We start from the raw sequence: 21,659 nt of genomic DNA on the forward strand, positions 1-21,659 counted from the left end.
CAATGGCAGCAAAAAAAGTAGTAAAGCAGATTAAGCTCCAGGTTGAAGCCGGTAAGGCCAACCCTGCTCCTCCAGTCGGACCGGCACTCGGTCAGGCCGGATTGAACATCATGGAGTTCTGCAAGCAGTTCAACGAGAGATCTAAAAACCAAATGGGTTATAAGCTCCCCGTTGTAATCACAGTATTCTCCGACAGGAGTTTTACATTCATTACCAAGTCTCCTCCGGCAGCTCTTCTTGTTAAGAAGGCAATCGGATTAGAGTCTGGTTCCGCAACTCCTCACACCACTAAGGTTGGGAAGATCACTCGTAAGCAATTAGAAGAAATTGCTAAAACCAAAATGGAAGACCTAAACGCGAATGATCTGGACGCAGCTGTTCAAATTATCGCCGGAACTTGTCGTTCCATGGGCGTTACGGTAGAGGGTTAATTCATGAAACGCGGAAAAAAATATCGCGCGGCTAAAGAGAAAGTCGACGCAACTAAAGTTTATCCGATCGATAAAGCTGTAGAATTAGCTCAAGCTTCTTCTTATTCTAAATTCGATGGAACGATAGAAATCGCTACGAAAGTAAATTATAAATCTCTCCAAAACGTGAGGGGAACTATTTCTCTTCCTCACGGAACCGGTAAGCTGGTTCGGGTTCTTGTTTTCTGTAAAGGAGACAAACAAAACGACGCGAAAAACGCAGGTGCGGAATTCGTGGGCGATATGGACCTGATCGAGAAAGTTGCCGGCGGTTGGACCGACTTCGACGCTTGCGTTGCTACTCCTGATATGATGAAGGAAGTAGGTAAGCTTGGGCCGATCTTAGGACGTAAAGGTTTAATGCCTAAGCCTAAGGCTGGAACAGTGACTAACGATGTTGCGAAAGCAGTTGGCGAACTGAAATCAGGACGTATCGAATATCGTCCAGACAAAGGCGGAGTCGTTCACCTAGGTGTTGGTAAAGTCAGTTTTGATCACACCAAACTAGTAGAAAACATTCGTACAGTAGTTCAAACTCTTCTCCGGGATAAACCTTCGGATGCAAAGGGTGATTATCTGAAAACTTTCTCCGTTTCCCCAACTATGGGTGCCGGTGTGAAAGTAGACGTTAAGGAACTGGTCAACACATCCATTTAAGGATGTAGTAGACGGGAGTAGGAACAATGCCCAGCCAGGAAAAAATTGAAGCAGTTGCCGAATTAAAAGGCAGATTAGAAAAACGTAGCGACTTTATCCTAGCCAGCTACAGCGGACTCACAGTAGAAGATATCACTAATCTTCGCGCGAAACTTCGTAAAGAAGGTTCCGAGATGAAAGTGATCAAGAACAATCTCTTTCTACTCGCACTTAAAGAATCCGAGAAGCATAAGGATAAGAACATCGCCTTTGGATCCGAATACCAAGGACCTCTAGCGGCGATTTTCTCGGACGCAAATCTTCCAAACGCAGCGAAGATCCTAAAAGAATACGCTAAGACGAATAAAAATCTTATTCTGAAAGCGGGATATTTAGACGGATCCGTTCTGAACGCGGAAGATGTGGAAGCAATCGCAGGTCTTCCGTCAAGAGAGCAACTCTTGGCTCAGATCGCAGGCGGTATCAATGGTCCGGCAAGAAGCATCGCTTCTGGTCTAAACCAAATTATCGCAGGTCTTGCAAGAGCTATCCAAGCAGTCGCAGAGAAGAACAATCAGTAAGAACCAATTTAGTTAGTAAGTAGTTTAAAGGACCAAACGGAATCAAAGGAGCACCAAATGTCTACCACTGAAGCGTTATTAGAGCAACTCGGAAAACTTACCCTTGTGGAAGCAGCCGATCTAGTTAAAAAAATGGAGGAGAAGTTCGGAATTTCCGCAGCGGCTCCAGTAGCAGTAGCAGCTGCAGCACCAGCAGGTGGCGGAGCAGCGGCAGGAGCAGAAGAGCCTGCTTCTTTCAACGTTGTATTGAAAGGTTTCGGCGATAAAAAAATCGAAGTTATCAAGGTTGTTCGCGAGATCACTGGTCTTGGCTTGAAAGAAGCAAAAGATCTAGTAGAAGCTGGCGGAAAGTCTGTTAAAGACGGCGTTGCGAAAGCAGAAGCTGACGACATTAAAAAGAAATTAGAAGCTGTCGGAGCTCAAATCGAACTTAAGGCTGTCTAATCAGGGAGCCGAGGCTTTGTCTCCTCGATATCTGATTATAATCCTTTCACTCAGGCAAGGAGGCCAGCGTACTTCCTTGCCTTATTGCATTTTTTCGCGCAGTTATAATTTTCCATCATCCCAGGGAGCACACGAATGTACGGTCAAGTAGAAAGAAAACGGGTAAACTTCGGTAAGATCACCAATTTGGATTACCTTCCTAACTTGATTCAGATTCAGAAGAAGTCTTTCGATTGGTTTCTTCAATCAGAAGTTAAGGATCCCACAAAAAGAAAAAATCAGGGACTAGAAGCGGTTTTTAGAGAAACCTTCCCTATCGAAAGTCCAAACAACGATATGGTGATGGAATACAGTCACTATGTTTTAGGAGATGCTAAAAAATCTCCTCAAGAATGTAAGGACACAGATGCTACTTTCGCTCTTCCTTTAAAAGCGGTCATTCGACTCATTATCAAAGAAACCGGAGAGATCCGCGAGCAGGTCGTCTATATGGGCGATCTTCCTGTAATGACAGAGCAGGGAACTTTTATCATCAACGGAGCTGAGCGTGTTGTAGTTTCTCAGCTCCACCGTTCTCCTGGTATCTTCTTCTCTTATGATGAAGAAAGAGATACCTACTCCGCCAGAGTGATCCCTTATCGCGGATCCTGGTTGGAATTCGAAATGGACAATAAGGGAATTCTGGTCGCAAAGATCGACCGTAAGAAAAAATTCCCTGCAACTCTTCTTGTTAAGTCTTTAGGACACGGAACAAACGAAGAAATATTACGTTTATTTTATAAATCCTCCAAAGCAAAGATCGGAGGAGCTTCCACGAAAGAACTTAAACGTCTGATCGGACGCAGAGTGATCGCGGATGTGATCAACATGGAAACCGGAGAGGTAATGCTCGATGCCGGTTCCAAAATCAACGAAGACAACATTTCCATCTTAAAAGAGATGAAGGTGAAGGAAGTTGAACTCGTAGAATATCCTAAAGATAAGGATAATCCTGTTTTAGTAAACTGTTTGGAAAAAGACGGAGTCAACGATTACGAAGACGCAGTTCTAAAATTCCATGGCATCATGAGACAAGGTGAACCTTCTACGATCGAGAACGCGGAAGCGGAATTGAATCGTCTATTCTTCTCTCCTAAATCTTTTGATTTGGGCGACGTAGGTCGTTATAAGATCAATAGCAAATTTGAATTCAATAATCCAAAAGAATTCACAAGCGCGACAGAAAGAGTTCTTCGTCCTGCTGATATCATCGAGACTGTACGTTACCTTCTTAACTTGATCTCCGAGACAGAGAACTACTATCCGGATGATATTGACCACTTAGGAAACCGTCGTATTCGTTCTGTCGGTGAGTTGATCTCAAACCAACTTAAAGTTGGTTTCACTCGTGTAGAAAGAGTGATCAAAGAAAGAATGACTGTTCAAGAAGTTGGAACTCAAACACCACAACTTCTGATCTCAATCAAGCCGATCACTGCAGTTATCAATGAGTTCTTCGGATCCAGCCAATTGTCCCAGTTTATGGATCAGACAAACCCTCTGGCAGAGCTCACTCACAAACGTCGTTTGAACGCTTTAGGACCTGGGGGTCTTTCCAGAGATAGAGCAGGATTCGAAGTGCGTGACGTTCACTATAGCCACTACGGCCGTATGTGTCCGATTGAAACTCCTGAAGGTCCAAACATTGGTCTTATTCTCTCCATGTCTTCTTATGCGAGAGTGAACGATTACGGATTCTTGGAAACTCCTTACAGAGTAGTAAAAAACAGCAAAGTATCCAATAACATAGAATACTTAACCGCAGATAAGGAAGAATATCATTCTATCGCGGTATCTTCTTCTCCTGTAGATGAAAAGGGAGAGTTTAAAAATAAACTTATCTCTACTCGTCACAGATCTGATTACCCTTTCCGCAACCCGAACGAGATCCAATACATGGACTTAGCTCCAATGCAAGTGGTATCCGTTTCTACTGCGCTGATCCCATTCTTAGAGCATGATGACGCGAACCGTGCGCTCATGGGCTCTAACATGCAACGTCAGGCGGTTCCTCTTCTTCGCCAAGAGGCTCCTTTCGTTGGAACTGGAATGGAAACTCGCGCTGCTTACGATTCTCGTATTTGTATCATCTCTAAACAAGACGGTGTGGTTACATACGTTGATGCGGAGAAGGTGGTGATCGAACGCAAGGGCGGAAAAGAATCCGACACTTACGATCTAACTAAATTTAAGAAAACCAACCAAGGTACTTGTTTCAACCAAACTCCTGTAGTAGGAGTGGTTCACTCAGAGATCGACGGTAAAGTTACTAAAGTCGGAAAAGAGAAGATAGAAGTAACCGCAGACAACGGAAACGTTCGCGAATACAATCTAATCTCCGGAAACAAACAATACCAACCGATCGTTTCTAACGGCGAAGAAGTTCGCAGAGGAACTACTATCGCAGGTCAGATCGTGTCCGGCGAGAGAATGGATGATAACGGTAACATTCTACAGAAGGGAACTGTTCTTGCGGACGGTCCAGCGGTAGACAATGGAACTCTTGCACTAGGACGTAACGTTCTTGTGGCGTTCATGCCTTGGGAAGGTTACAACTTCGAGGATGCGATCTTAATTTCCGAAAAAGTTGTAAAAGACGATATTTTCTCTTCTATCCACATCGAAGAGTTCGAGATCCAAGCAAGAGAAACCAAACTTGGACAAGAACAGATCACAAGAGATATTCCGAATCTTTCGGACAAAGCTTTCCGTGATCTAGATGAAACCGGTGTGATCCGTGTCGGTGCAGAAGTAAAACCGGGAGACATCTTGGTAGGTATGGTGACTCCTAAAGGAGAAACTGATCTAACTCCTGAATACAAACTTCTTCACTCCATCTTCGGAGAAAAAGCGAAGGAAGTAAGAGACTCTTCTCTTCGTATGCCGAACGGTTTCGAGGGAACTGTAATCGATATCAAACGTTTCTCACGCGAGAAGGGAGATGAACTTCCTGCCGGCGTAGAAGAAATGGTGAAAGTTTTCGTAGCTCGTAAACGTAAACTTCTGGTCGGAGATAAAATGGCAGGACGCCACGGTAACAAGGGTGTCGTTGCGCGTATCATGGCGGAAGAAGACATGCCTTACATGGAAGACGGTACTCCAATGGATATCGTTCTAAACCCGTTAGGTGTTCCTTCTCGTATGAACCTCGGGCAGATTTTCGAAACTCAACTCGGACTTGCTGCAAGCAAACTGGGTATCAATTTCGAAACTCCAGTTTTCGACGGAGCTACTGAAGCAGATGTAGAGAAGTATTGCAAAGAAGCAAATCTTCCTCTTAGCTCTAAATTCAAATTATACGACGGACGTACCGGTTTGCCTTTCATGAATGAGGTATTCTGCGGTTACATCTACATGTTGAAACTCGCTCACTTGGTGGACGATAAGATCCACGCTCGTTCTACCGGACCTTACTCTTTGGTTACTCAACAACCACTTGGAGGAAAGGCTCAGTTCGGTGGTCAGCGTTTGGGAGAGATGGAGGTCTGGGCTCTCGAAGCTTATGGCGCATCTCATACTCTTCAGGAACTTCTTACCATCAAGTCGGACGATATGCTCGGAAGAGCAAGAATCTACGAAGCTATCGTTAAAGGTATCCATTCCATTAAACCTGGAATTCCGGAATCCTTCAACGTATTGGTACAGGAACTCAGGGGTCTTGCATTGGATATCGTCATCACCGACTCGGAAGGTAACAGCGTTGATATCTCCGACTACGAAGACGAATATTCCAAGAGCAAGAAGAAGATTAAGTTCGAAACGATCGAGAACGCCTAAGGGAAGAAAGGTAGCATGAGATCCAATAACGATTTTGAATCAATAACAATCAGATTAGCGTCTCCGGAAAGGATCAAAGAATGGTCTTACGGAGAAGTAAAGAAGCCTGAGACAATCAACTACCGTACTTTAAAGCCCGAGAGAGACGGTCTTTTCTGCGAGAAAATTTTCGGAACTACTAAGGACTGGGAATGTTACTGCGGAAAGTTCAAGTCCATCCGTTACAAGGGTGTAGTTTGCGATAAGTGTGGTGTTGAGGTAACTCACTCCAAAGTTCGTCGTGAGCGTATGGGTCATATCGAACTAGCTGCGCCGGTCTCTCATATCTGGTACTATCGTTCCGTTCCTTCCAGAATGGGACTTCTCTTGGACATGACTATCAATCAGCTCAAGAGCGTTCTTTATTTCGAAAAATATGTGATCATCGATCCGGCTGATACCGGAAGAAATCGCGGCGAGTTAATCGACGAAGAAGAATATCACGCTTACCTAGACGAATACGGCGACAAGTTTGTTGCCGGTATCGGTGCGGACGCGATCAAAGAACTTCTTTCTCGTATCGATGTTGATGCAGAAGCACGTATCATTCGCCAAAAGATCCAAGAAAAAGAAAAGATCTCCGATAAAAGAATCCTGAAACGTTTGGAAGTATTAGAAGCTTTCCGCGATTCAGGAAACCGTCCTGAATGGATGGTTCTGGATGTGGTTCCGGTCATTCCGCCTGAACTTCGTCCAATGGTTCAGTTAGAAGGTGGACGTTTTGCTACTTCCGACTTGAACGATCTATATCGTCGTGTTATCAACAGGAACAACCGTCTAAAACGCCTTCTTGCGTTAAAAGCTCCTGAGATCATCGTTCGTAACGAAAAACGTATGCTCCAAGAAGCGGTTGACGCGTTATTCGATAATAGCCGCCGCAAACGTACCGTAAAAGGTAAAGGTAACAGACCTTTAAAATCCATTTCAGATATGCTGAAAGGAAAACAAGGACGTTTCCGCCAGAACTTACTCGGTAAACGTGTGGATTACTCCGGTCGTTCCGTGATCGTAGTTGGTCCTGAGCTGAAATACCACGAGATGGGTCTTCCTAAGAAGATGGCTCTCGAACTATTTAAACCTTTCATAATGAAACGTTTGGTGGATCTGGACTTAGCTCCTAACATCAAATCTGCTAAGAAGAAAGTAGAAGCAGAAGAAAAAGAAGTTTTCGACGTTCTGGAAACAGTAGTGAAAGAGCACCCGGTAATGTTAAACCGTGCTCCTACTCTTCACCGTTTAGGGATCCAAGCATTCCTTCCAGTCCTTGTAGAAGGAAAAGCGATCAAACTTCACCCTCTTGTATGTCACGCATTCAACGCTGACTTCGACGGGGACCAGATGGCGATCCACGTTCCACTGACTCCAAAGGCTCAGTTGGAAGTATGGATGCTCATGCTTTCTCCTCATAATATCTTGAACCCTGCAAACGGTCACCCGATCTGCGGACCTACTCAGGATATCGTACTCGGAATTTATTATCTTACTTCGGAAGTTCCTTCCGAGGCGGGAGTTCCTCTTAAATCTTTCGCGAACCTCGACGAGGTTACTTACGCAATCGATAGAGGAGTGATCGAATACAGAACTAAAATTTCCGTTCTACACCAAGGTAAAATTCTGGAGACTACTCCGGGCCGTTTGATCTTCAACACGGTTCTTCCTGAAGGATATCCGTATGTAAACCGTGCGCTTTCCGATAAGGAGACAAACAGAATTATCGCAGAAGTGTATGAGAAATACGGACCGGCACAAACCGTTCTGATGCTAGACGATATTAAAAAATTAGGATATCGTTATGCTACTATCTTTAGCCCGACTATCTCTATCGAAGACATCAGAGTGTCTCCGGGTAAAGTTACTCTTGTTGGCGACGCTAACAAAGAAGTAGAGAGAGCCGACGGAGAATATCGTAAAGGTATTATCACTAACGAAGAACGTAAGAAAAAAGTGATCGAGATCTGGACTAAGACCAATGACCTCATCACCGACTCGATGTTCAAGGAATTGGAAAAAGATAAGGGTGGATATAACCCGGTCTTCATCATGGCTGCGTCCGGCGCTCGTGGATCTAAACAACAGATCCGTCAGTTGGCAGGTATGCGCGGTCTGATGGCGAAGCCTTCCGGAGAGATCATTGAACTTGCAATTCGTTCCAACTTCCGCGAGGGATTGAGCGTTCTTGAATTCTTCATCTCTACTCACGGTGCTCGTAAAGGTCTTGCGGATACCGCGTTAAAAACTGCGGACGCAGGTTACTTGACTCGTCGTTTGGTAGATATTTCTCAAGACGTGATCGTCGCTGAAGATGATTGCGGAACCGAAGAATGTATTACCCTCGGAACTGTAAAAGAAGGTGAGAACGTAATCGTTTCACTTAGCGACCGTGTATTCGGACGTTATACTTCAGAAGACATCGTTGACCCTGTTTCCGAAAGTGTAGTTTATCCTAAAGGATCTTTGATCACTAGAGAAGTAGGGCAGAAGCTTGAAAATCTTGGTTACGAAAAGATCAAGGTTCGTTCTCCTTTAACTTGCGAAGCTCGTTGGGGAATCTGTATTAAATGTTACGGAATGGATATGGCTCGTCTGACTCCAGCTGAGATTGGAGAAGCAGTCGGAACCATCGCGGCTCAGTCCATCGGACAACCTGGAACCCAGTTGACGATGAGAACATTCCACATCGGTGGTGCCGCTTCCGCAAAAGTACAAGAGAAGGAACACAAAGTCGGATACCGCGCAGTCGTTAACGCGATCAACGGTAGAACTTTACAGACGAATGATAGAGGTTTGATCTTCTCTCGTCGTGGATCGATTGTAGTTCAAAGATTGATCCAACAGTTTAATTCTTCCGACTTAACCAACCTTAGAGTTGAGAACGGTCAGAAAGTGGATAAAGGAGAGTTGGTTGCAACTCTTGCTTCCGGTGAGAACGTAACTTCAGACGCACCAGGAACAGTAAAAATCGCAGACGGACTCTTCAGAATTCTGGGAGAAGAAGCGGTTGTTCCTGTAAAAACTTCTACTACTCTGAACGTAAAAGTTGCACAGATCACCGAACCTAACCAAGCATTGGGAGAATTCGACCCGTTCAACGAGATTGGTGTTACCGAAATTGAAGGAACTGCCGCATGGGTGGATCTGGAAGTCGGTAAGAACGTTCGTAGGGACGAGGACGTTAAGACATCTAACGTTAATTATAAAGTCATCGAACAACGTAGGGAAAAATTGATCCCAAGGATCGTGGTATCTTCTGGCGGAAGCAAAGAAGAATATCTGGTTCCAGTGGATGCGATCATCTCCGTCCAAAACGGAGACAAAGTGAAAGCAGGAGATATCCTCTTCAAAATCCCAACTGTTGCAGAAAAAACCCGGGATATTACCGGTGGTCTTCCAAGGGTAGACGAACTTTTCGAAGCTCGTCGTCCTAAAGACGCAACCACTCTTGCAGAAACTGATGGAAAGATTGAAGATAACGGAGAGATCGTAAAAGAAAAACGAGTTCTCTATATCGTTCCTGATAACGAAGAGCTGGATAAAGTAAAAGTAACCATTCCGATCGGAAAACAATTACGTGTTCGTCACGGAGACTTCGTTAAACGCGGAGATCAAATGGACGATGGAAACCTGGATCCACACGATATCTTGAGAGTAAAAGGTGTTACTGCACTCCAAGTGTATCTTGTGCAAGAGGTTCAAGAGGTTTACAGACTACAAGGGGTGCATATCAACGATAAGCATATCGAAGTAGTTGTTCGCCAGATGATGCGTAAGGTTTTAATTACCGATTCCGGAGATACATCTTTTGTTAACCAACAACAAGTAGATCGTTTCGCCTTCTTGGAAGAAAACAAGAGAGTGATAGCTGAAGGAGGATCTCCTGCTCAGTGTGTTCCGATTCTATTAGGTTTAACGAAAGCATCTTTGAATACTGAGTCGTTCTTCTCGGCTGCTTCCTTCCAGGAAACAACTAAGGTGTTAACTGACGCTGCAATCAAAGGAAAAACTGATAACTTAGCGGGACTTAAAGAGAACGTTATTATCGGTCACATGATCCCTGCGGGAACCGGAATGAGAAAATATCGCGACGTCGCGGTGTTCAAAGAAACTTACGGGGATCTAGATCGTCCTCTGGAAGTGGAAGAGGAAGAAATTCCGATGGCCATACCGGAAGACAACGAGAATTAAAGGAAAGCTTTACAATAGAGCAGGGTCGGTAGAACTGGTAAAATAGGTCACCGGCCTGCTAAAAAGAAGAAACTCATGCCTACAATTAGCCAACTTATACGTCACGGCAGGAAGAAACAGGTTAACAAATCTAAATCTCCTGCATTAAAAAGTAGCCCGCAACGCCGGGGAGTGTGCACGAAGGTGACTACCTTCACACCAAAAAAACCGAACTCAGCTTTGAGAAAAGTTGCAAGGGTTCGTTTAACAACCGGTATCGAAGTGACCGCTTATATTCCCGGTGAGGGACATAACCTGCAAGAGCACAACGTTGTTCTGATTCGCGGGGGAAGGGTCAAAGACCTTCCAGGGGTTCGTTATCATATTATCCGTGGTACCTTGGATACTCTTGGTATCGATAAACGTCGTAAGAGTCGTTCTAAATATGGAACGAAAAAACCTAAGGCGTAAGGGAGTTAGGAATGTCTAGAAGAAGAGGAAAAGTAGAACCACGCAAAATCCAACCGGATTCGGTTTATGGAGATGCAAACATCGCGAAGTTTATTAACTGCTTGATGTTGGACGGAAAGAAATCCGTAGCAGAATCTTTGTTTTATGACGCTCTGGATCTGATCCAAAAAAAGACCGGAAACGATCCTTACGTTACTTTTAAAGAAGCATTAGAAAACGTTAAACCACAAGTGGAAGTAAAATCCCGTCGCGTGGGTGGTGTGACTTACCAAGTTCCGATCGAAGTTCGCCCGGAAAGACGTTTAGCTCTTGGAATCAGATGGTTGATCCGTTATTCCAGGGACAGAAACGAAAAAGGTATGGCTAACAAACTTGCTGCAGAATTTATCGAGGCTCAAAAAGGCACCGGAGCAGCAATCAAGAAGAAAGAAGATATCCGCAAAATGGCAGATGCTAACAAAGCATTCAGCCACTATCGCTGGTAAGAATCTTTTAACTTATAGTTCGCGGTTGCATGAGACCGCGGACAGGTTTGATGAAGGGACTCTCGAGAGAGTCCCTTTTTTATTTCTTCATGCCTACTAAGATAAGATTCCCTGCTTCTTTTATATGGACAAAAGAATTTCTCGGGAAAGAATCAGGTCATGGGACAAAAACTTTCTACCTTACTTCTCTTCTTCATAATACTTTTGCTTTCCTGCGGAGGGCCATACGTGAAAATTCCGGATTCCGCAGAATTAGGGAAAGAATACACTTTTCCCGAGGAAGAATCTATTGCTAAACGAACTTTGGAACTAACTCTAACTTCTCTTAAGGAATCCTATAAGGATGGAGCTCTAGTAAGAAGGGACGCACATCCAAAACATCACGGTTGTGTGGCCGCAACCTTTACTGTAAAAAAAGATTTAGACCCACAGTTTACATTGGGAGTCTTCCAGCCTGGAAAATCTTACCAAAGTTTAATCCGTTTCTCGAATGGATCTCAAAAGCCGAAAGCAGATCTGGAAGGGGATATTCGAGGGATCGGGATCAAACTTTTTGACATCCAAGGAAAAAAGATCCTAGCTGAAGAAGCGAAAGAAACAACTCAGGATTTTTTACTGATCAATCATCCCGTTCTTCCTGTAGGTGCACCTGATGAATACTTGGCTTTATTTGAGGCTGCGTTTGCAGGTAAACCAGGTTCATACTTTTTCGGTTGGAATCCGTTTGCTTGGAAACTGGGCGGCCTTTCTAAAGTAAGAGCGATCAGAGGTAAAAAAATTACCAGTCCATTAGAAATTCGTTATTGGTCTACAACCCCGTATGCTTTTGGAGAAGGAAAGGCGGTTAAATATTCCGTAAAACCCTGCTCTGAAACTAAATCTGAAATCTCTGATAGTCCTGCCGAAAATTATTTGAGAGACACAATGAGTAAACAACTGAAGGAATCTTCTGCTTGTTTTACTTTTATGGTTCAGGTCCAAAAAGATCCTAAGTCTATGCCTGTAGAAGATCCAGCAATTGTTTGGGACGAAGAGATTTCTCCATTTTATCCCGTAGCGGACATTCTGATCCCCAAGCAGGAGTTTACGAATGAAAAGATGGATTCTCTTTGTGAAAATGTATCATACACTCCTTGGCATTCTCTTCAAGAGCATAAACCTCTAGGCGGGATTAATCGAGTTAGAAAATCCGTTTATCAAGCTATTTCGGAATATAGACACGGACAGAATAAAACTCAGAGAAAGGAGATCAATAAGAAGGATATACCGACTAAGTTGCTTCCTTAGTATTAAACGTTTACAAATTATTAGGCCTGGACGTTCAAGCCAGGCTTAATAATTATAATTTTGATGAGAAAGATCTGTTTTATATTACTACTCCTATTTGCGATCTCTCCAAATCTCATATCCGCAAAGGCCCATTTCGAAACAAAACAATCAAATCTACTCGGAATTTATTGGGGACCTGAAAACAGGACTTTCGGTTGGTATTTAGAATTCAGAGAAGACTTTACATTTTTTGAAAATTACGATGGAGACGGATGCGGAGGATACTCCGGAACTTATAAGATAGAATCAAACAAGATTATTATGCAAGCTTCCGAAGAAGAACCTTGTAAACCATATAATTTCCAAGCTAATAGAACTTGCAGCATTGTCCCCACAAAATATTCCTTCCGTTATTCTGCAAAATTATACTGCTCCAATGATGCGAGCTATTTTGGAGGATTTCTTCTTCCTGAATCTACGGATAGAAAGATCGAAGGAGTTTCGGTTAAAACCATTCCAGGAAAATCGAAATACTTATCCAAATCAAGTCCTGCACGAATCGGTCCGGGTTATGAGTTTCCTTCTATAATTTGTAATACCAGTGAAGATGAAAAAAGGATCCAAACGGATAGATTTCCGGAAAGATCAAAGCTAGTACTTCTTGCTAAAGCTCAAGGAGCCAAGGATCCCAAAGGAAAATCCGAAACCTGGTATTATGCAGATATCCCATTAGATTGGGGTGGAGGCTGTTATTACAAAGGCAAAAGTTATACAAGCGCTTGGTTTCCGGAGTCGGTTCTTTTTGATTTGAGCGATTCGAGAATAGAGCGCTACGATTGAGTTAACGTTCCGTATTAAGAATTTAACAAATGAATTAATATTTTTTCTAATATACGCTCACTTTATTTTTTATTTTGATAAATTCTAATTTCTTCTTTTTTGTCGGAAAAATTTTTAATTAAGGTGAAAGATTTAAATATCTCATCATATCTTTTAATTTTATCGGGATACTTACTCGGATTTTTATAATACCTTTCGAATGAAGCGGTGCTTAGAACTAAAAAATCGAATTCATTTTTTATATACCAATCAAAAGTATTTTCTGAAAGATTTCCAAAGGCTGATACTTTGTAGCTTGTCGGATCTACGAAAGGCGAATAATTTTCTAAAGCAATTTTAGAGTTCTTCGGAATCTCCGCTTCAATCCAAACTCTGGCTTCGTTCCTTGCTTTTGGGCTATATAAATTCATATCGATGGTAACGGAACTGATAACAAGAGGTAAAATAAATCCTAAAGGAAGTAAAGATATCCACTTGGAAGCTGAGGAGAATTTAGTAGAACGACTTTGGATCCATTGAAAGGCTGTGCGAAAAAAGAGAAAAGACAGTAGTAATAAGTTAGGAATGATCGGAAGGATTGTTCTATCATTTCGAACTGTAAAAGTCGAAACAAATCCCAAATAGAGAATAACAAATGCAGAAAGAAGAATGGTCTCTTTATTTTTACGGTATAAACCGATAAAAATTTGAAGAATTGCAAAAGGAAAAAGGAAATTTAAATTTTCCCATAAGTAGCTTATGTACCAAGAGAATGTATTTCCCTCCATTCCCGGATGCTCGGTTGAATAATGAATTGCTTCTGATTGGAGTTGAAATAAAAAAATATTTTTTTCTATATAGGCATAGGGCGTTGTGAAAAGAAAGCCTAAGACACTGCAAGCGACAGCTTTATATAAATTTAGGTCTTTCCATCCGCTTACGCCAGTTCTTAAAAAATGTGCAGCAGGGATTACGATTCCAATTAAGACTGCATTGTATTTGCATGAGCCTGTAAATCCTAAGAAGAGCCCTGAGATTATGTACTGCCAGGGCTTACCTTCTTCTAAAATAGAAATTGAAAAATAAAGGGTAACTAAAACAAAGAAGGTAGCAAAAATATCCGGCGTAATCGTCTTACTTAATAAGATGATTGTAGGGCAACAGGCAACGGCTAGAGCGGAATAAATTCCTATCGAGCGATCTTTATATAACCGATTTGCAATTGCGTAAGTAAGTAAAATACATCCAATTCCAAAGAAGGCAGAAATAGATCTGATAAGTAAAAATAATCCGGGCTGCATGGTTTTTGCAGTTCCCATCGATAGAAAAATTAAACTTTGGATGTCGTAAGTGGTATTTATGGTTCCAAAGAGCTTGCCGATAATGTAATAAGGACCTATTGCTAAAAAATTAATATAAAAAGGTAAAGTCGGATACGCGAAAAAATTCGGATTTAAAGTTCCATAGGCAAACATGCGTCGACTAACATCAAAATTTGTGGGCTCATCCGGATGAAAAATATACGGTAAATCGTAATTGATGCCGGTAAGGATTAATAAAGCACCCAGGGATACTATAAAAGTTATTATTATATTGTTTTTCAATGTGAGTAAGTCTCTTTTCTTATTCTCAAAATATATTTTATCGCTTTCTATCGCAAGAGAAATTACTATACTTGAATTCTCTATTAATATATAACCCTAAATGCTCCTTGTGTTCCCGCAGGAACATCTTTGATCGGTTCGAACTTTAATCCTGTTTCCTGAGCATTTTCAAAAACAGTTTGAGTGATTAGGATCTCTCCCGCTTCCGCAGTATCTTCTCCCAACTTACTTGCAGTGTTTACTTCTGAACCGAAAACATCAGAGTCTCCGATTTTTAAAACCTTACCGTAGCCGAGTCCAACGCAGAGAAGTATCTTTTCTTCCGGGATTTTGTCCTTATTATATTCTAATAATTCTTTTTGCATTCTGATCGCAGCTTGAAGTCCTTTGGCTACGTTTCGGAAGATCACTAAAAAACTGTCTCCTTCCGATTTGAGAAGGATCCCGTCATGATCTTCTATGATTGGTACTAAAACTCTTTCGGATTCGTGAATGGTTTGTAGAAAATGAATGATCCCAAATTTTTCCACACCACGCGAAAATCCGGAAAGGTCCGTAAACATAATACACCAAACTTCTCCGAATAGATCCCAGATGCGGGCGTCTATTTTTTCCTTGTCGGCTCCAGGTTTTAATCTTTCTAAAACTAGGTTTTCCAATCTGTCTTCGGACGCGCTTGCGAATATACTTCTTTTGAATGCCATAAGAATCGATTATTGGAAGGTTTTTGTTCGGATCCGTCGACCTATTTTTTGACAGACTAAATCTTTATAATCGGTTATTCTAAACTTGGAAGGTTGGGATGAGATTTGTTTGTGAACTAAGTTGGGAATACTGCGTATCAGGTTTCGCTCTTTATCAGTTAAAAATGAATTTCCTGCGTTATTATCCGATTGCAGGCATTGCATTTCTGGTCTTTTGGGTCTGGAAAAAGGACTTCTTTCAAAAATTCAGGATCCAAAAAGATTTCCCAAAGAAGGAAAGGGTCATCTTTGAATTAAAACAATCTGCGATCACTCTCATCATGTTCAGCACGATTGCCGTTTCGGTGTATGTTCTCGGAAAATTAAAGATACTTCACATTAAAACGTATAAGGATTTTGCGGAATATGGGTTAAGCTATGCGATATTCAGTTTTGTTTTACTTACGATCTGGCATGAGACCTGGTTTTATTGGGCTCATAGGATCATGCATCATCGAAAGATTTACCCTTATATACATTCTGTTCATCATAGATCCGTAAATCCCTCTCCGATGGCTGCATATAATTTTCATTGGGTAGAGGCTTTTTTAGAAGGTGTATATGTCGTTCCCGCTCTTTGTATCCTTCCTCTTCATTTTTATGTTTTTCTAATCCATACTTTTTATGCGATGGTCATGAATATTTGGTGGCATCTGGGCTATGAATTATTTCCAAAAGGCTGGACCACTCATCCTGTCCTGAAATGGATCAACACTTCTACACATCATAACCTTCATCACCAGAAGTTTCACGGGAACTATAGTCTCTACTTTAATTTTTGGGATAGAATAATGGGAACGAACTTTAAGGATTATTCTGAAATTTTCGAGAATGGTGCGGGAGCGGAGAAGAAGAAGGAGATCTCCGTTATCTCCTCCAAATACTTGCAAAAATCTTAATTTATTCTTTGATCCTGACTTTTAGATATCTTCTTCTTAGGCGTATTTCATCCTCTAAAGATCTAGATAAGGCTCCAAACTTTTTGTTTTGAAGATCTACGTTTTCCACTAATGTCTCATACATCGGATTTGTTTTTCCATCAGGAACTAAAAAGCCGGGTTTAACTTCTCCTTCCGTATAAACCTTAAAAGAAGCAACGTTTGCGTCTTCGTCTATGAATAATACTGCTCCTCCATGAGATGTCATCGGTTGGATCGTATCTACTACCCAGCCCCCCGTGTTGAATACTTCTTTGCCGGAAATTTTTAAACCTAAGTCTTGGGTTTCGACTGCAAATGGTTTATGAGTATGGCCGAAGATAAGAGTGTAATCGTTTGGAAATTCCCTTTTAGTTTTTTGTGTCTCAGCTTTCCATTGTGCAGGAAGAGTTTCTCCTAAATAGGACTCCATATTATGCACGACTTCATCGCTTAGAACGGAATTGGACATTCCTCTTTCCGCTTGTCCTACTTTTACTACGATCTTTGTAAGAATGTAGGAAAAACCTTTATATAGGAGCCATTTGATCCCTAATATACGAAGTAAGAAAGGAAGATTCAAATTTCGTAATAAATAAGCCGATACGTTTTGAGCTAATTTTCCAACGGCTTTTGTATCTTGGAGCATATCATAAATGAGTCCGATGCCTGTTCCCACTTTTCCAGACCTTCCAAGTGTAGACCAGAAGAAGTCGATCCAAGCAAAATTCTCTCGCTCGAGAACGTAAATGGATTTTGGAGTGGTGATTTCCTTAGCCCTTTTAAATGGGTTATAATCGTTCATTTTGCTCCAGACGGAACGATTGAGCTTAGGTGCATCTGGATCGTCATCAATTTCTGGAAGCAAGACCCTTTGCACCGTACTCATCAAAGAATAGATGTTCTCTAAAAAATGTCCGTGTGTTAAGAACACGGAACGTTTTCCGCTCTTAGAAGAAATTTCCAAGTTCGGATACGCAATCACTGCTTCTGCTCTCTTTAACTTTTTATTTCTTCTTAAAATTCCCGTGAGCAGATCCGATTGTATAAAGTCGGGATTTACCATCTTTGTGGTATGCCAAGTTTGATTGATGTACTGATTCGGCTTTAAGTTTGCAATATAGTCCATATACTGCTTTTCTCTCGCAGTTTCCCAGAGATGGTGATCGTGATTGCCCGGAATATATAGAATACTTTCGGAAAAATGATGTTTTGTTTCCTTATATGCGATCTCTAAAAATCTTTCGAAGGTCATGGATGCTTCGTTAATATCACCTAATGCTAATTCAAGCACGTCACCTAATAGTATGAACTGAGGCGGTTTAGAAGAGCCATTTACCGAGTGGACGATATGTTTTAAACAGTTTAGAAGTTCTGCAAGTGCAGGAGAAGTTTTCTGAGGATTTACTTTGAATCTATCAGAGTCTTTTACTGGATCAGGAAACTCTTCGATGTATGTAAGTAAACTGTTATATGCTCCCAGGTGAATGTCGGAGATAACGATATATTTAATTTTACTCTTAGGCATTTAGGATGTGAATCATTCAAAAAACGTTAATAAAATCAATTAATTATTGCTATTTTTAGGTAAATGCGGCAAATAAGTAGATTTTTTGACGTTAGGAGGACTGCTTGAAATTTTACGAGGCTATAATAATCGGAACCGGCTTCGGCGGCTCGATCAATGCTTGTCGTTTGTCTAAAAAATGGCCAGGCAAAGTTTTAGTACTCGAACGAGGGAAAGAATATCCTAAAGGCTCTTTTCCGAGATCTCCGGAGGGAATGTCTAAAAACTTCTGGAATATTCCCGAAGAAGGTCCTATTCCCAGGTCTTCCAAGTTCAAAAGAGCAGGCAGACAAACTGGATTATTCGATATTCGTAATTATCCAAAACTAGATGTAGTTCTTTCAGCAGGTTTAGGCGGGGGTTCTTTAATTTATGCGAACGTATTTTTGGAACCTCCCGATCATATTTTCGATCATCGCTGGCCGGAAACTATTAAAAAGAAACATTTAAAACCTTATTATAAAATAGTAAAAGACATTTTAGGATCAAGGCCCATCCCCGATAATGGAGATGATAGACGTAAAGTAGTTCGGACCGAATTATACGAACATTTTGCCAAGCACGAGTCTAGAGTTTCCAAAAGAGCAGACCTTAACGTATTTTTCGGAAATGATTTTAAAAAGCCTACTCCGATCGGGGTCCAGGAAAAAAACCGTTTTGGAGCAGTTCAGACTTCTTGTACGTACTGTGCAGAATGTGATGTTGGATGTAATACCCATTCTAAAAATACTCTGGATCTGAATTATCTCTTTGTAGCAAGGCATTCAAATAAGGCGGAGATCAAGACAGAGCATCTTGCTACTAAAATTGTTCCTTTGAATAGTAAAGGAGAAGAAGATACTTCTCAATCAGGGGAATACGGCTATAGAGTTCATTATTTGAACTTACAAAATGGAAATCCTTCCGAATCTTTTGCAGACACAAAACGTATTGTGGTTTCTGCGGGGACTTTGGGATCTACGGAACTTTTACTTAAATGTAAAACAAAGTTTAAGACCTTAACCAAGATCTCGGATAAACTAGGAACTCAATTCTCAGGGAACGGTGACTTTCTTTCTTTTGCGGCAAAGGGGAAGAAGCCTGCGGATCCGAATTATGGCCCGGTGATCACTCAATATACTGATTATAATTTATTCTCCGGTTTCGATTCCAAAAAAGCGTTCTTGTTGGAAGATGCAAGTTATCCTGTATTTGCTTCCTATTTCGTTTCAGGCGCGATCCCTATCATATTCAAGTTGAAGTATGTTTTTCATTTTATCGGAGAGCTTTTCAAGAGTATCTTTAGCGGAAAAATTTTTGGTAGAGTAGGATTCCTTCTAAGTGAAGCTTTGAAAGGAGATCTTTCTTATACTTCTGCAGTTCTTCTCTGTATGGGGATAGATACTTCCGATGGGCAGATGTATCTGGATAAAAAGGGAAATCTTCAGATACGGTGGCCTCAAAAAGAGAACCTAACGCTTTATAATACCATAATGGACGTGAACAAAAGGTTCGCGAAATTTACAGACGCAAAAACCAGATTCCCAATGCCGACATATTCTTGGCCTGTCCGTAATAACGTTACTGTTCATCCTTTGGGTGGTTGTGTTTTAGGACCTTCTGCAAATGCTGGAGTTTGTTCTTCTGATCCTAAAACTTTCGGAAAGGTTTTCGGTTACGAAGGTTTATATGTTGCGGATGGTAGTTTACTTCCTACCGCAGTGGGTGCTAACCCTTCTATGACTATTTCTGCTCTTTCGGAAATGGTGGCTGAAGGGATTACAGGCAAGAAGCCGAATGCAAGTTTAAGGTAGGATATTCGATTGGCTACAGCAACAAAAAAGAAATCAAAGAAGAATGTCGGCAAATCTAAGCTAGGCAAAACAGGAGTCAATTCTCATCCGGTAAGTTTGGAATTCACGGAGGAAATGAAAGGTTTCGTTTCCATGCCTGGATCTTTTAATTATCAAGAAGATTATGCTGCAGGGAAGAAGGCCGGAAACTATCTGATGTTTCACCTAACGATCCGTGTTCCTGATACGCAATTTTTTGTGTATGATCCTGATGAAACAGGAGAGGCAATCGGTTGGGTAGAATGCCAACCTATAGGTGGGAGATTTGAAGTAGAAAAAGGGGTCTTCAATTGTTTCGTGGATTCCGGAAAACCTTCCGCCAATGAAAAACATATGAAGTATCGTTTGTTCCTGAAGAATAAAGCAGGAAAGAAGATCACGTTAAGCGGATTTAAGAAGGTAGTAGACGACGGTATCTTAAATATCTGGAGAGACACTTCTACTCTTTATACAACTGTATATGAAGGATATGTGGAAGAAAAGGCGGAACCGAAAGCAAAGGTTCTTGCTAAAGGTATTCTGCATATATTAGAAAAAGATTTTATTAAACAGATGACCACCTTCAAATCAAATGGTCGTACTTTTTCGGAAAGAAAAGATGCTTTATTCAGATTCGGTGAACTGTTTATGGGGAATCTTTGGGAAATCTACGGAGCGCAATTCAGAAAAGCGGAGCCTGAATTATGGAGAGAAAGAGATATTCCCGTATTCACTTTGGACGGGGTTAAAAATTCAAAGATCACTTTTCATCCATTCACAACGGATGATAAAATTTCTCTTAACTTAGTACGTTTTCAAAAGAAGGAGAGTAAGGACGTTGTAGTGCTCATGCACGGACTTACTACTTCCACGGATATGTTCGTTATGCCTGAGCATAAAAATCTTGTAACATACCTGCATGAGAGCGGCTTTACCGACGTATGGAGTTTTGACTGGAGAGGAAGTTTACGTTTTAATTATAATCTTTTTCCTCATCGGTATACTTTAGACGATATCGCTCTTTATGACGTACCTGCAGCATTAAAGGTAATAAGAGATGCAGTGGGTCCTGGAAAAAGAATACACTTTGTCGTACATTGTGTAGGTTCCATCTCATTCTTCATGAGCTTGTTTGGAGGAAAGATCGACGGAGTCACTAGCGTTGTCTCCAATAGTGTGTCTTTAACACCTAATGTCCCTACTTGGTCTAAGATCAAATTGGCATTCTCTCCTTTTTTAATGGAGTCGGTTTTCAGATTTCCGAATGTGAATCCTCGTTGGCATTACCTTCCTGGATTCGCTTCAGGCAAGGTGCTTGCAAAGTTCGTCAGTTTATTCCATCACGAATGCGACGAACCCGCTTGTCATATGCTGAGTTTGATGTGGGGAACAGGATGGCCTGCTTGTTATGAGCACGCAAATCTACCGGACATCACTCACAGAAGAGTGGGGGATCTATTCGGAGCAACTTCTATGAATTATTATAGGCACATTAGGAAAGCCGTGGGTCGCAAGGCTATGATCAAGTATACTCCTACAGATACTCGTTATAATTCCTTGCCGAATAATTATCTTGATAAGGCATCCGATATTAAAACTCCGGTCCTGTTTATGACCGGTGATCAAAATAAAGTATTCAAAGATTCTAATATTATCGCTTATGAAACATTGAATCGTTTGAATCCAGGAAATAAAAACGAACTGTTCATCGCCGAGGGTTATGGCCATCAGGATACTTTGATGGGGAAAAAGAGCGATAAGGATGTGTTCCCTCGGATAGTGGAGTTTTTACGTAAGAATTCCAACGGAGTGAAAAAAGGATAAAT

Annotated in this window: 16 protein-coding genes; 13 read left to right on the forward strand and 3 right to left on the reverse strand. The window is 41.5% G+C overall.

Annotated elements, in window-relative coordinates; translation table 11 throughout:
• Positions 1-2: 2 nt before the first annotated feature.
• The 10 genes from rplK (at position 3) to CH352_RS03795 (ending at position 13,212) form a co-directional block, all read left to right on the forward strand.
• Positions 3-431 (forward strand): 50S ribosomal protein L11, encoded by a 429-nt coding sequence (gene rplK / locus CH352_RS03750; protein WP_100705592.1) that lies wholly within the window; start codon positions 3-5, stop codon positions 429-431.
• 3 nt (positions 432-434) lie between these two features.
• Complete coding sequence (rplA, locus tag CH352_RS03755) at positions 435-1,127, forward strand: 50S ribosomal protein L1 (protein ID WP_100705591.1); 693 nt, start codon at positions 435-437, stop codon at positions 1,125-1,127.
• A gap of 26 nt (positions 1,128-1,153) precedes the next feature.
• The gene (gene rplJ / locus CH352_RS03760; RefSeq protein ID WP_100705590.1) at positions 1,154-1,687 is read left to right on the forward strand and encodes a 50S ribosomal protein L10; all 534 of its coding nucleotides are present in this window, start codon (positions 1,154-1,156) and stop codon (positions 1,685-1,687) included.
• A gap of 57 nt (positions 1,688-1,744) precedes the next feature.
• Entirely contained in the window at positions 1,745-2,131 is a 387-nt protein-coding gene (gene rplL, locus CH352_RS03765; RefSeq protein WP_100705589.1) for a 50S ribosomal protein L7/L12, read from the forward strand.
• A 135-nt stretch (positions 2,132-2,266) separates the two neighbouring features.
• A complete protein-coding gene (gene rpoB, locus CH352_RS03770) occupies positions 2,267-5,947 on the forward strand; it encodes a DNA-directed RNA polymerase subunit beta (protein ID WP_100705588.1) in 3,681 nt (1,226 codons plus the stop codon).
• A 15-nt stretch (positions 5,948-5,962) separates the two neighbouring features.
• Positions 5,963-10,168, forward strand: a complete 4,206-nt coding sequence (gene rpoC, locus CH352_RS03775) for a DNA-directed RNA polymerase subunit beta' (RefSeq protein WP_100705587.1) — start codon at positions 5,963-5,965, stop codon at positions 10,166-10,168.
• A 75-nt stretch (positions 10,169-10,243) separates the two neighbouring features.
• Positions 10,244-10,618 (forward strand): 30S ribosomal protein S12, encoded by a 375-nt coding sequence (gene rpsL / locus CH352_RS03780; RefSeq protein WP_008596375.1) that lies wholly within the window; start codon positions 10,244-10,246, stop codon positions 10,616-10,618.
• Positions 10,619-10,629: 11 nt separating this feature from the next.
• Complete coding sequence (gene rpsG / locus CH352_RS03785; protein WP_008594381.1) at positions 10,630-11,103, forward strand: 30S ribosomal protein S7; 474 nt, start codon at positions 10,630-10,632, stop codon at positions 11,101-11,103.
• Between the two features lie 159 nt (positions 11,104-11,262).
• Entirely contained in the window at positions 11,263-12,390 is a 1,128-nt protein-coding gene (locus tag CH352_RS03790; RefSeq protein ID WP_100705586.1) for a catalase family protein, read from the forward strand.
• A gap of 60 nt (positions 12,391-12,450) precedes the next feature.
• Positions 12,451-13,212, forward strand: coding sequence for a hypothetical protein (locus tag CH352_RS03795; protein WP_125169471.1), 762 nt, complete (start codon positions 12,451-12,453; stop codon positions 13,210-13,212).
• Between the two features lie 62 nt (positions 13,213-13,274).
• Here the strand turns inward: CH352_RS03795 and CH352_RS03800 are convergent, their stop codons facing one another.
• The gene (locus CH352_RS03800; RefSeq protein WP_100705584.1) at positions 13,275-14,666 is read right to left on the reverse strand and encodes an ArnT family glycosyltransferase; all 1,392 of its coding nucleotides are present in this window, start codon (positions 14,664-14,666) and stop codon (positions 13,275-13,277) included.
• A 212-nt stretch (positions 14,667-14,878) separates the two neighbouring features.
• The gene (locus tag CH352_RS03805; protein WP_100705583.1) at positions 14,879-15,499 is read right to left on the reverse strand and encodes an adenylate/guanylate cyclase domain-containing protein; all 621 of its coding nucleotides are present in this window, start codon (positions 15,497-15,499) and stop codon (positions 14,879-14,881) included.
• A 98-nt stretch (positions 15,500-15,597) separates the two neighbouring features.
• Between CH352_RS03805 and CH352_RS03810 the strand changes: the two genes are divergently transcribed.
• Positions 15,598-16,437, forward strand: coding sequence for a sterol desaturase family protein (locus tag CH352_RS03810; RefSeq protein ID WP_100705582.1), 840 nt, complete (start codon positions 15,598-15,600; stop codon positions 16,435-16,437).
• Position 16,438: 1 nt separating this feature from the next.
• Here the strand turns inward: CH352_RS03810 and CH352_RS03815 are convergent, their stop codons facing one another.
• A complete protein-coding gene (locus CH352_RS03815; protein ID WP_100705581.1) occupies positions 16,439-17,983 on the reverse strand; it encodes a metallophosphoesterase in 1,545 nt (514 codons plus the stop codon).
• A 104-nt stretch (positions 17,984-18,087) separates the two neighbouring features.
• On the opposite strand from CH352_RS03815, the gene CH352_RS03820 reads away from it, so the two are divergent.
• Both CH352_RS03820 and CH352_RS03825 read left to right on the forward strand, forming a co-directional pair.
• Complete coding sequence (locus CH352_RS03820; protein WP_100705580.1) at positions 18,088-19,815, forward strand: GMC oxidoreductase; 1,728 nt, start codon at positions 18,088-18,090, stop codon at positions 19,813-19,815.
• Between the two features lie 9 nt (positions 19,816-19,824).
• Positions 19,825-21,657 carry an alpha/beta hydrolase gene (locus CH352_RS03825; RefSeq protein WP_100705579.1) on the forward strand — a complete coding sequence of 611 codons (1,833 nt, stop codon included), beginning with the start codon at positions 19,825-19,827 and terminating at the stop codon, positions 21,655-21,657.
• Positions 21,658-21,659 lie beyond the last annotated feature (2 nt).

This window comes from Leptospira hartskeerlii, assembly GCF_002811475.1.
Lineage (GTDB): Bacteria > Spirochaetota > Leptospiria > Leptospirales > Leptospiraceae > Leptospira_B > Leptospira_B hartskeerlii.